The 11,699-nt window shown below is 68.7% G+C and carries 8 protein-coding genes; 3 read left to right on the forward strand and 5 right to left on the reverse strand.

From position 1 onward, the window contains the following. Window positions 1-102 precede the first annotated feature (102 nt). Together ACWEV3_RS19640 and ACWEV3_RS19645 are read right to left on the reverse strand one after the other, a co-directional pair. Window positions 103-1,959 (reverse strand): sulfatase family protein, encoded by a 1,857-nt coding sequence (locus ACWEV3_RS19640; RefSeq protein WP_452615256.1) that lies wholly within the window; start codon window positions 1,957-1,959, stop codon window positions 103-105. A gap of 60 nt (window positions 1,960-2,019) precedes the next feature. Continuing rightward, a complete protein-coding gene (locus ACWEV3_RS19645; RefSeq protein WP_452615257.1) occupies window positions 2,020-2,631 on the reverse strand; it encodes a TetR/AcrR family transcriptional regulator in 612 nt (203 codons plus the stop codon). Window positions 2,632-2,766: 135 nt separating this feature from the next. Between ACWEV3_RS19645 and ACWEV3_RS19650 the strand changes: the two genes are divergently transcribed. Continuing rightward, complete coding sequence (locus ACWEV3_RS19650) at window positions 2,767-4,053, forward strand: MFS transporter (protein ID WP_452615258.1); 1,287 nt, start codon at window positions 2,767-2,769, stop codon at window positions 4,051-4,053. Between the two features lie 100 nt (window positions 4,054-4,153). Continuing rightward, window positions 4,154-6,451: a glycoside hydrolase family 3 C-terminal domain-containing protein gene (locus ACWEV3_RS19655; protein ID WP_452615259.1), complete on the forward strand. Its 2,298-nt coding sequence runs from the start codon at window positions 4,154-4,156 to the stop codon at window positions 6,449-6,451. Window positions 6,452-6,519: 68 nt separating this feature from the next. On the opposite strand, the gene ACWEV3_RS19660 is transcribed toward ACWEV3_RS19655, so the two are convergent. The 3 genes from ACWEV3_RS19660 to ACWEV3_RS19670 all read right to left on the reverse strand — a co-directional run bounded on the left by ACWEV3_RS19660 (window position 6,520) and on the right by ACWEV3_RS19670 (window position 10,717). Beyond that, the gene (locus tag ACWEV3_RS19660; protein WP_452615260.1) at window positions 6,520-8,289 is read right to left on the reverse strand and encodes a sulfatase; all 1,770 of its coding nucleotides are present in this window, start codon (window positions 8,287-8,289) and stop codon (window positions 6,520-6,522) included. Between the two features lie 144 nt (window positions 8,290-8,433). After that, complete coding sequence (locus ACWEV3_RS19665; RefSeq protein WP_452615261.1) at window positions 8,434-9,408, reverse strand: formylglycine-generating enzyme family protein; 975 nt, start codon at window positions 9,406-9,408, stop codon at window positions 8,434-8,436. Window positions 9,409-9,427: 19 nt separating this feature from the next. Further along, a complete protein-coding gene (locus tag ACWEV3_RS19670) occupies window positions 9,428-10,717 on the reverse strand; it encodes an MFS transporter (RefSeq protein ID WP_452615262.1) in 1,290 nt (429 codons plus the stop codon). 252 nt (window positions 10,718-10,969) lie between these two features. Between ACWEV3_RS19670 and ACWEV3_RS19675 the strand changes: the two genes are divergently transcribed. Then, on the forward strand, window positions 10,970-11,563 hold the full coding sequence (locus tag ACWEV3_RS19675) for a PadR family transcriptional regulator (RefSeq protein WP_452615263.1): 594 nt from the start codon (window positions 10,970-10,972) through the stop codon (window positions 11,561-11,563). The last annotated feature ends 136 nt before the right edge of the window (window positions 11,564-11,699 follow it).

Raw genomic sequence — 11,699 nt, forward strand, 5'->3', positions numbered from 1 at the left:
TCACGCTCTACCTGGATGACGGTGTCCCCGGCGGTTTCTGGCTGGACGAGGCGATGACCGTTGCACGCGAAACGGGGATGGCAAATCCTCAGTGGACGGATTTCAGCGTGGAATGGCGGCCAGGAGTGGCGTGGGGTCGAACACTGGTGCGTCCGGTGTGTACTCGCCGTCGAGCTGCAGCCGGAGGTAGCGCCCGGCGTTGCCGAGGTACTCGCCTCCCGACTCGGCCGCCGCGTCGATAACAGCGCGGTACGGGCGCACCCGGTCGAGGTCGAGGTGGGTGAGAGCGTTGATCGCCTCGAGGCGCGCCCACGGTGCGCTTTCCAAAGCGGCGACGCGGGCGAGAGCGGCGTACGCGTCTTCGTCGCCGGCGATCCGGGCAAACGCTTCCGCGGCGGGGACGACGACGGACGGCTCGGAATCGGTGAGCGCGATGCGCAGTCCGGCTGCTGCGCCGGGAGCGGCGGGCGCGAGCCAGAGGATGCCGATAGCGGCCCAGCGGCGAACGGTCGCGTCGTCGTCGGTCAGGGCGGTCAGGAAGTCCGGGAGCGCAGCGGAGTCGCGGTCCAGCCCTCGGTCGGCGAGGGACAGGATCCGGTCCAAGGGGTAGGCGCCGGGCTCGCGGGTCGCGTCCCAGCCCAGGAGGGGCGAGTCCTCCGGCAGGAAGCCGTTGTCGTTGCCGGCGAGGATGCGTTCGCGCAGTGCTTCCCGCAGTTCGGCCTCGACCGCGGCGAACTCGGGGCGTCCGGCCAGGTTCTCGACCTCATCCGGGTCGGCATCCACGTCGTAGAGCTCGACCGGGTCGGCGGGCAGCCACCAGCGCTCCTGCTCGGGTGTCAGCCGCCCGGCGGTGTGCTCCTGCTCCCACGAGCGGAAGCCGGCCGCGTTCCAGGCGAAGGCCTGGTGCTGGATCACCGGGCGGTGCGGCGTGTAATTGCGCAGGTAGCGGAAGCGGCGGCTGCGGACCGTGCGAACGAGGCTGAAGCGCTCGTCCATCCGGCCGCGTTCGCCGAACGCGAGCGCTGGGGCAGTCGGCGCCGTGAGCGCGGGCTCCCGCATCTGATCGGGGACCGGTAGGCCCGCGAGTTCGAGCAGGGTCGGGGGGATGGCCAGCGTCGAGACCGGGTCGGGGTGCCGGGATCCGGCGGCCGTCAGGCGCTCGGCCAAGTGCGGCGGTGCGGACACCAGGAGCGGCACGTGCAGGCCTTCTTCGTAGAGGTACCGCTTGCTCCTCGGGGTGACGCCGCCGTGGTCCGAGGTGAGGAGCACGACGGTGTTCTCGATGAGGTCGTCCTCGGCCAGCTGGTCGAGCAAGTTGGCGACGAACGCGTCCAGCCGGGCGACGATGGAGTAGTAGCGGACGAAGTCCGCGCGCACCTCGGGGGTGTCCGGCAGGTAGCGCGGGACGCGGATCGCTTCGGGCGGCACGGTCGGACCCGGCGGCTCGGGGTTCGGCTTCCCAACGAGCTGCGCGATAGCCCGAGCGAGGCTGGAGTTCTCGTCGAAGATCGACGACTCGTGCGTCGGGTCGTAGTTGAACACGGCGAAGAACGGCGACTCGGCGGGCCGGTCCCGCCAGTGCGCGGTGCGGGACGACTCGTCCCAGACGGCGTTCGCGTCGACGTCGAGGTTGTAGTCGGTCTTCGCGTTGTTGGTGCAGTAGTAGCCAGCGCTGCGGAAGAGCTCCGGGCAAGTTGCCATCCAGTCCGGGCGAGCCGCGGCGGCGCGCATCCGGTCGGCGGGGGAGTGGCTCTCGGGCGCGACACCGGTCAGCAGGGCGAAGCGCGATGGTGCGCACACCGGGGCGGGGGAGTAGGCGCGTTCGTAGAGCACACCGCGGGCGGCGAGGGCGTCGATGGCCGGGGTCGATGCCCTCGGGTCGCCGTAGCAGCCATACCAGGGCGGGCAGTCCTCCGCGACGATCCAGAGAACGTTCGGCCGTTCTGGGGCAGTGCGCACGCCGCACCTCCTATATTTACCGAGTACTCGGTAGATATAGCAGAGCGGTAGCGGGACGCGCTATGCCTGGGCTTGCAGCGGGGCGATGGCCTGCTCGAACGCGTCGAGCAAGTCCATCTCGGGCCGGAAGAGGAACTGGAGCTGGAGCCCGTCCATCAGCGCGATCAGCTTCGCGGCGGCGGCGTCCGGATCAACGTCCTCGACGAGCAGGCCCTTCGCCGCGTCTGCCCGCACGTGCTGCGCGAACCTGGCGTGCACGGTCTTGTAGCGACGGATGAAGTACTCGTGTGCGGGATGGTCGGGATCGGTTGCTTCTGCGGAGAGTGTGACGAAAAGCCGCATGAATCCGGGGTTTTCCAGGTTTCGCCGCAGTATGGACCGGCAAGCCGCGAGTCCGCCGTCCGTCAGCGCTTCTTCTTCGAGTGCGCGCTGCATGAGCCCGTTGCGGTGCTCCAGCGCCGCGAGGAGGAGCTCTTCCTTGGTGGGGAAGTAGTGCAGCAGGCCCTGGATGGTCAGGCCGACCTCGTCGGCGACGGTCTTGAGCGAACCCTGCCGGTAGCCCTGCTGGCCGAAGACGGCGACGGCCGCCTCGATGATCTGGGCTCGGCGCTGTTCGGGTGAGGTGCGTCGCGCGCGTGGCCTCGGGCGAGCAGTGGGAGCGGCATCGGTCATACCTGGATCGTATCGCCGCCGACCGTTGCGTTACTTACCGAGTACTCGGTATATATGCGGTTGCTCCTCGTCCCCTCGAGGACGACGCCGGAGAAAGGCCACGCCGTCGTGGACCACCAAAGCTCCTCCCAGCCAGTGCAAGCGCCGCTCGACGAGCGTGCCCGGCCCGTCGGCGCTGCCGAACCCGGGCAGCGCCCGGACAAGCCCGTATCGGCCGGCTTTCAGACGTCGCTGTTCTTGGCCTTCCTCGGAGCCTGGACCGCGCTGCTGCCGGCGACCGGCATCACGCTGGCCCTCAAGGTGAACCAGATCGATCCTGGCGGGAAGGCGACCAGCCTTTCTCTCGTGCTCGGGGTCGGTGCATTCGTGGCCCTCGTCGCGCAGAACGTGTTCGGTGCGCTCAGCGACCGCACCACCAGCCGGTTCGGGATGCGCAAGCCGTGGATCTTCGGCGGCATGATCGCCGGCGCGGCCAGCCTGCTGCTGCTCGCTGCGGCCGGCAACATCCCGCTGCTCGTGTTCGCCTGGGCGCTGACCCAGTTGACCTTCAACATCCTGCTCGCCGGGCTCAACCCGGTCCTCCCCGACCAGGTGCCGAGGCGGCAGCTAGGCAGCGTCTCCGGCCTGATCGGCATCACCCAGGTGCTCGCCGGCGTCGGCGGCGCCTTCCTGGCGCAACTGTTCCTGCCCGACCTGACGACCGCCATCCTCATCCCCGGGGTCTTCCTGCTGGTCTTCGGGACGGTGTTCCTGTTCGTCCTGAAAGACCGGCGTCTCAGGCGCGAGGACGTGCCGTCGTTCAGCCTGCTGACCTTCCTCAAGGCGTTCTGGACGAGCCCGCGCGAGGCCCCCGACTTCGCACTGGCCTGGGTCTCCCGCCTGCTGGTCTTCTTCGGCAACATGACGCTGGCGAACTACCAGCTGTACTTCCTGCTCGACCGGTTCGGCTACACACAGGCGAACGTCGGCCCGGCGGTGCTGCTGCTCACCCTGATCAACGCGATCACGGCCGTTCCCACCAGCATCCTGCTCGGTCGCGTCTCCGACCGGTTGGGCCGCCGCAAGCTCTTCGTGCTCATGTCGGCGGTCATCATCTCGATCGCGCACGTCGTCGCCGCCCTCGCGCCGACCTTCAACGTGTTCGTCATCTCCGCCGTGGTCGCAGGACTCGCGATCGGCGTCTACTTGGCCGTCGACCAGGCCCTGATGGTGGAGGTGCTGCCCTCCCGCGACGACGTCGCCAAGGACATGGCCGTGCTCCACCTCGCGAACGTGCTCCCGCAGACGCTCGTGCCGGTCACAGCGCCGCTGTTCCTGATGATCGGCGGCGGGACGAGCAACTACACCGCACTGTTCGTCGGCGGCGCCATCATCTCGATCATCGGCGCCATCGTGAACCAGTTCATCCGAACCGTCCGCTGAGCCCGAAAGGCCGTCCCCGAATTTCGACTGCACAGCGGTGCCCGGTACCCGCCAGACGTGTCATGACTCAGCGGAAAACACGGATACGGAAGAGGAAATGATGGCAGACAGCACCGCACCCGTGACGGGGTTGCCCGACTCGGTCGCCGATCTCACGCTCGAGGAGAAGGCATCGCTGACCAGCGGCGCGGACTTCTGGCACACGCAGGCGGCCGAGCGGGTGGGTATCCCGTCGATCATGGTCACCGACGGCCCGCACGGTCTGCGCAAGCAGCGCGCGGGCGGTGACCACCTCGGTCTCGGTGACAGCGTGCCGGCCACGTGCTTCCCGCCTGCGGTGGGGCTCGGTTCGTCGTGGGACGCCGAGCTCGTGCAGCGCGTCGGCGAGGCACTCGGCACCGAGACCTCGATCGAGGACGTCGCGGTGCTGCTCGGTCCGGGCGTCAACATCAAGCGTTCGCCGTTGTGCGGCCGCAACTTCGAGTACCTGTCCGAGGATCCTGTCGTCGCCGGTGTGCTCGGCGCGGCGATGGTGCGCGGCATCCAGTCGAAGGGAGTGGGCACCTCGCTCAAGCACTTCGCCGCGAACAACCAGGAACACGACCGGATGCGGGCGAGCTCCGACGTCGACGCGCGACCGTTGCGCGAGATCTACCTGCGCGGCTTCCAGCGCGTGGTCGAGGACGCCCAGCCGTGGACGGTCATGTGCTCGTACAACCGCATCAACGGCGTGTACGCCTCGGAAGACCCGTGGCTGCTCACGCAGGTGCTGCGCAACGAGTGGGGCTTCGAGGGGCTGGTCGTTTCGGACTGGGGTGCGGTCAACGAACGTGTCCCGGGCCTGGCGGCCGGCATGGACCTCGAAATGCCGTCGTCGAACGGCATCACCGACGCCCAGATCGTGGCGGCGGTGAAGGACGGAACGCTGGACGAGTCGGTCCTGGACACCGCGGGAGGGCGCGTGCTCGACCTCGTGCGCAAGGCCCAGGCCGGTGCGGGTGCGGTCGCGGGCCCGCTCGACGTCGATGCGCATCACGCGCTCGCGCGCGAGGCCGCGGGCCGGTCGATCGTGCTGCTGAAGAACGACGGCGATCTGCTCCCGCTCGCGAAGGACGAGTCGCTCGCCGTCATCGGCGCGTTCGCAGCCGAGCCGCGCTACCAGGGCGCCGGATCGTCGTTGATCAATCCGACGCGTCTCGACAATGCGCTGGACGAGATCCGCGCGCTCGCGACGAGCGACGTGACGTATGCGAAGGGATTCAGCCTCGCTCTCGACGTATCGGCCGGCGAAATCGCGGCGCTGCGCGAAGAGGCCGTCGCCGCCGCGTCCGCTGCCGATACCGCGGTCGTGTTCCTGGGGCTGCCCGCACGTCTGGAGTCGGAGGGCTACGACCGCGAGGACATCGACCTGCCCGCCGAGCAGCTCGCCCTGCTCGACGCGGTGCTCGCGGCCAACCCGCGCACGGTGGTCGTGCTCTCCAACGGAGGCGTCGTGGCACTGCCCTTCGCCGAGAAGGTGCCGGCGATCCTCGAGGCGTGGCTGCTCGGCCAGGCCGGTGGTGGCGCGACGGCCGATGTGCTGTTCGGCGAGGTGAACCCGTCGGCGAAGCTCACCGAGACCATCCCGCTCCGGCTGGAGGACACCCCCGCGTACCTCGACTTCCCCGGCGATTTCTCGCACGTCCGGTACGGGGAAGGACTGTTCGTCGGCTACCGCTGGTACGACGCTCGCCGCATGGACGTCGCATTCCCCTTCGGCCACGGGCTGTCGTACGCGGAGTTCGCCTACGGGGGCGCCTCGGCTGCCGTGAACGCCGACGGCGACGTCGACGTGACCGTCACGGTGACCAACGTCGGTGACCGTGCCGGGCGCGAGGTCGTGCAGGTCTACACCTCGCTGCCGGGCACTGAGGTGCAGCGGCCGGTGCGCGAGCTCAAGGCCTTCGCGTCGGTCGCACTGGAGGCGGGCGAGTCGCGCGAGGTGACGCTCGTGGTGCGGCGGAAAGACCTGGCGTACTGGGACATCCGCGTCGACCGCTGGGTCGTCGAAGGCGGTTCGTACACAGTGGACGTCGCCGCCTCCAGCCGCGACATCCGCTCGACGGCGTCCGTCGAGATCGCCGGTGACGACGTGATGCTGCCGCTGTCGCGCACTTCCACGCTCGGCGAGGTCTTCGCGCACCCCGTCGTCGGCCCGATCATGCGGTCGGCGATGGCCCAGATGATGGCCGGTGTAGAAGGTCTCTCGTCGGTCATGCCGGAAGGCGTGGACGAAACCAAGATGCTGGAATCGTTCCCGGTCGGCCGGCTCGGTTTGTTCGGCCCGCAACTGGGTTCCGAAGGCGCCGCCGAGATGATCGACGGGCTCATCGCCACCGCCAACGCCGAGAACGAGTAGTGCGGGCGAGTCCCGATGTGACGGGGTGCCGTGGTTCGCCGAAACCACGGCACCCCGTCAGCATTCGCTCACAGCGCAGCTAGTTCGGTGCCGATCTGCTGCAGCACCGGGGTCGGCACCAAGCCGGCGGCGAAGGCGGCGAAGTCGTACAACCCCACCGTGCCCAGCATCTGCAGGAACTCCGTGCTGGTGACCTGGGGTAGGTGCCGACGCAGCACTTCGGCCGCGGCCGGATCGTCCACCAGCTGCTTCAGCGGCGTGCGCACCGACCACCGGCCGGTCGGGAAGTCCGCCAACGGCGGCAGCGGTTCGACCCCGATCTCGGCCCGTTCCCGTTGTGCCCGCACCAGCAGGTGCTCGGCCTCGACCGGCCCGTCCACCGGCAGTCCAAGGCGCTCGAACTGGCTTTCCGGCGCTTCGTTGGCGCGCATGAGCTCGACCAGCAGCTCCGCCATCCGCAGCTCCACCTCGTCGTCGACGATCGGCTTCTTCTGGTCGGGATCGGTGGCCAGGTCGAACAGCAGGGTGCCGTGGATGTGCGGGTTGAACAGGTTGTGCCCCGGCATGCGCAGGGTGCGCACACCTTTGGTGAAGCCGAACGGACCCGCGAGCTCAACATCGGCCAGCTCCTGCGGGCTGAACCGGCCGCGCATGTGGGTGGGCATCAGGGTGTGTTCCTGCAGAGGCCTGTTGGCCGACGTGGCGCACGCTCGCATGTAGACGTAGCGGCCGTCGGTCACGTTGACGTGCCCGCCGAACATGCCGAACAGGGCACCGTCGTGAATCGGCGCGTCATCGGCGAGCGGCAGCGGAGCGCCCTGCACGTCGGCCGGGCGGTCGACGCCGAAGTACTCCAGCAGCGTCGGCGCCAGGTCGATCGTCTGCACCAGCGCCTGCCGCCGCTCGCCCGCCGCGCCGACTCGCGGGTCCCAGGCGAACAGCGGCAGGTGGACCAGGTCGTTGTACCAGGGCAGCACCGACTTTCCCCAATAGCCGTGCTCGCCGAGCAGGAAACCGTGGTCGGTGTTGACGATCAGCATGGTGTCGTCCCACAGGTCCAGCTCGTCCATCATGTCGAGCACCCGGCCCAGCGAGCGGTCGCACATCGACAGCAGCGCGGCGTACTCGTACCGCGCGTGCTGCACCTGCTCGGGGGTTTCGGTGACCTGCTTGTAGTCCGGCCAGTCGAAGTGCGGACCGTCGTAGTCGTGCGGGTAGAGGTCCTTGTAGTTCTGGTGGCTGAAGAAGGGTTCGTGCGGGTCGAACGTCTCGATCTGGACGAACCACCGGTCGGCCTCGGCGTTGGTGCGGATGAACTCCAGCCCGGCGTCGAACGTCTGCTTCTGCGGGTGCTTGTCCTCGGTGGTCATGTGCTGCCGGTTCACCCAGTCCTGGATGTAGGGCGGTCGCCGCAAGGTCTTGAGGTCGTCCGGGATCTCCGGCGGGGTGATCTGCCCCTTCCACGGGTCGCCTTCCTGGCCGCGGAAGTACTCCCAGGTGCTGTAGCGGGTGTGGTACGTGGCCCCGCCGTCCTCCAGGTAGTGGTGGTGGTCGCTGGCCAGGTGGGTGTGCACGCCGTGCCGGTTCAGCAACTCCGGCATCGAGTCGTCGAACGGTTCCAGCGGACCCCAGCTGCGGTGCAGGAAGTTGTACCGCCCGGTGTGGATTTCCCGGCGGGCCGGCATGCACGGCAACGACCCCGCGTAGGCGTTGTCGAAGGTGACCGCGCGCTCGGCCAGGCGGGCGAAGTTCGGTGCGTGCGTCCAATCGCAGCCGTACGGCGGCAGCATCCGCCGGTTGAGGCTGTCGAACATCACCATGATCGCCTTCACAGGCATTCACCTTTCTACTGGGTTTTTCAACCTCGATTCGAGTGGCGGTGCGGGTGTCGTAGGTGGGGTATGCGCCTGCGGCGCATGCGACACCTCATCGACGTGCACCTTTGCGACCCGCGGCTGCGGGCCGACCAGCATGAAAGAGGCTCACTGGGAAACGGGGTTTTTGTCCGCGGCGCAGCGGAATCCGGCGTGGCCGGTGGAACTGTCCGGGGTGTTTGCCGAACGGGCGGCTACCCGGTAGCGGAAGCAGTACGACTCGTGGCACATGTGGGAACCGCCGCGAATGACCTTGTGGCTGCCGGTGGTGGGGCCGGTCGGGTCGGTGGACGGTGCGGCCTGGTGCGCGGTGTGCCACCAGTCCGCGCACCATTCCCAGACGTTGCCGCACATGTTGTGCAGGCCGAATCCGTTGGGCGCGAAGGCATCCACCGGCGCGGTGCCGCGAAAGCCGTCAGCGGCGGTGTTCTTGGCGGGGAAGCTGCCCCGCCAGATGTTGCACCGGTGCTGCCCGTCCGGGTCGAGTTCGTCGCCCCACGGATAGCGGGCGCCGACCAGTCCACCGCGTGCGGCGTACTCCCACTCCGCCTCGGTGGGGAGGCGTTTGCCTGCCCACCGGGCGTAGGCGTGCGCGTCGTTCCAGGACACGTGGACGACCGGGTGCCGACCGCGGCCGTCGAGGTCGCTGCCAGGGCCTTCCGGCTGGTCCCAGCGCGCGCCGGTAACCCCGCACCACCACGGGGTGCGTTCCAGCCGCGGGGAATCGCGGCGCAGCGCGGCGGGCAGGAACCCGGCGAACACGTAGGACCAGCCCAGTCGTTCGGCTTCGGTGCGGTAGCCGGTTTCGGTGGCGAAACGGGCGAATTCGTCGTTGCTGACCGCGCAGGCATCGATCAGGAACGGGGACAAGCGCACCGGTCGCACCGGGCCCTCGCCGTCGCCGGCATAGCCCTCCTGGCTGTCGTTGCCCATCGAGAACTCGCCACCGGGCAGCGCAACCATCCCGGTGGTGTCGGGGGGCCCGGCCGGTTCGGGAACGACGGCCACCTCTGGCGTGACCTGGGAGGTTCTGGAGGGCGCGCAGCAGCTCGGCGCGGTGGCGTCCTGATCGGGTAGGTTCATCGCATTCGGGCTTTCTCCGTCAACGGGTGTTCTTCACGGGCAGGACGGCTAGCGCCCCCAACGCGGCGATCAGCGCGAACGCCGGGTAGAGAGCGGCGTAGCTGCCGAAGGTGTTGATGATCAGCGCGGCGAGTGCCGGGACGAAGGTGTTCGGCAGCGTGGCCGCGATGTTGATGACGCCGAGGTCCTTGGCCGCGTCGGCGGTGTTCGGCAGCACCTCGGTCGCCAGGGCCTGGTCGACGGACAAGAACGCGCCGTACCCGATGCTGGTCGCGACGGCAGTGCAGAACATGCCGGGCACGGTGGGCCAAGCCAGCGGGATCAGCGCGGACGCCGCGACGATCAGCCCGCTGGCCACGACCACCGGCTTGCGGCGGCCGATCCGGTCGGACAGCGGACCGGCAATGGCGATGGCCACTAGAAACGCGGGCACGGCCACGATGGCGATGACCGGGGTGAGCTTGGCGGCCGCGTGGACGTCGAGGCCGATGTAGTCCTGCAGGATGTACAGCTGGTAGGTGTGCGTCAGCATGGAGCCGGCGATGATCAGGAAGCGGCCGAGGAACACCCAGGCGAAGTCCGGGTGGCGGACCGGGTTGACCCAGAACGATCGGGCGAAGGTCTTCAGCGAGAACGCTGGTCGCGGCTGCCCGCGGTTGTCTCCGTCGGGGTTGATCAGCACGAAAGCCAGCGCGGCGACCAGGATCCCGATGGCGACCACCGTGTAGCCGAGCGGAATCCGGGTGGCGAAGCTCGCGCCGATCACCGGGCCGAGGATTCCGGCGCCGATGGTGCCCACCGCGGCGAGCGAGGAGTAGCGCCCGCGCCGCTCCACCGGCACCCGGTCCGGCTGGATCGCGGTGAACGGACCGCCGAAGATGTTGAAGCCGACGTGCGAAATGGTCGCGGCGGCGATCAGCACCCCGACCGTGGGGGACAGTCCGGCAGCGATCAGTCCGGCGCAACCGATCAATGCCCCGACGACGAGGTACGGCGTGCGGGCGCCGAGCCTGGTGCGGGTGCGGTCGGACAGCACGCCGATGACCGGTTGGGCCACGACGGAGGCGATCGCGATGACGATGTGCACCAGGGCGAGCTTCGTGGCCTTGTCCGCGTCGTCCATGGCCTGGACCTGGAGCGCAGCGAAGTAGTTGACTGTCGCGAAGCTCAGCTGCGGGCAGGCAGCGGCGAACGGCGTGCTGAAAAAGAGGCGGCGCAACCCCGGGTTGGCCGCGCCGCGCTGGTGGACGGTCCCCGGCGCTTCGACGGATACGCCGTGCTCCGGGTCCCGCTGGATCTGTTCTTCCATGGTGCTCCTCGGGTCGAGGTGACCGGATTCCCCCTGTGGTGGCTCGATGAGCACGCTGTCGAACAGGTCGTCACCGCCAAAGATTCGAGGCCGGCAACGGGGTTCGGCGAATCCGTCGCGGCGGATCGACCCCAGGACTGCAACGAGTGGCGCGCATGGTCGGAAGGGCTGGACGGACGCCCCGTCAGCGAACTACGCTGACCGATGCTAGATGCATTTGCACTTATCGTAAAGTGGAATGGGTACTGTGCGATGAAGCTCGAGTTCCCGCTGCTGGGCATGCTGGCCATGGACCGGATGTCCGGCTACGAGATCAAGAAGTGGCTGACCACCGAGGGCCAGTTCCTGGGCCTGGACCGGCATGCCAGCCAGATCTACCGCGAACTGAACAAGATGCACGTCGACGGGCTGATCGACTTCGACGTCGACCCGCGCGGCGGCGGCCCGGACGCGAAGATCTACCGGCTCACCGACCAGGGCTTCGGGCGGCTGCGGCGATGGGTGGCCTCGCCCTACGATCCGCCTCGCCGCTTCCAGGAACCGGAGTTCACCTGCCGACTGCTGTTCACCGCCATGCTGGACCCGGTGCGGGCGCGTGAACTGGTCGCGCAGGAGCTGGACTGCAGGGTGCTTCAGGTGATGTCCAATCGCGACCGCGACCGGTCGATCGAGCCGCGGGCGCCGCGGCCGGAAGCCGACCTCGACCGGACCCGGTTCATCGCCGAAGAACTGCACCACAAGGGCGCGGCTGCGGTGGACGCCTGGATCGACTGGCTGCGGGAACTCGCGGCCAAGCTCGACGACGCCGGCTGGTCGGCCGAGAGGACGAGCGCCGGACGAGAGTGATCCTGCTCGACCCCGAGCCGGCGGTTCCGCCCGGGAGAATCGCAGTTTCCGTTGAAGTTTTTCATCCTGGTCCGCGGTGTCAGGTCAGGTCCCGGACGCACAGGGGTCGTGAGTGCCTGTGGTCGCCCCAGCAGCC

The sequence above is a fragment of the Saccharopolyspora sp. NPDC003752 genome, from assembly GCF_053605825.1.

What these genes read in the sequence shown, in the direction of transcription:
- ACWEV3_RS19645 (WP_452615257.1), bottom strand. Translation starts at nt 2,631, where the DNA reads ATGACCGATGCCGCTCCCACTGCTCGCCCGAGGCCACGCGCGCGACGC.
- ACWEV3_RS19670 (WP_452615262.1), bottom strand. Translation starts at nt 10,717, where the DNA reads ATGGAAGAACAGATCCAGCGGGACCCGGAGCACGGCGTATCCGTCGAA.
- ACWEV3_RS19655 (WP_452615259.1), top strand. Translation starts at nt 4,154, where the DNA reads ATGGCAGACAGCACCGCACCCGTGACGGGGTTGCCCGACTCGGTCGCC.
- ACWEV3_RS19665 (WP_452615261.1), bottom strand. Translation starts at nt 9,408, where the DNA reads ATGAACCTACCCGATCAGGACGCCACCGCGCCGAGCTGCTGCGCGCCC.
- ACWEV3_RS19675 (WP_452615263.1), top strand. Translation starts at nt 10,970, where the DNA reads ATGAAGCTCGAGTTCCCGCTGCTGGGCATGCTGGCCATGGACCGGATG.
- ACWEV3_RS19660 (WP_452615260.1), bottom strand. Translation starts at nt 8,289, where the DNA reads ATGCCTGTGAAGGCGATCATGGTGATGTTCGACAGCCTCAACCGGCGG.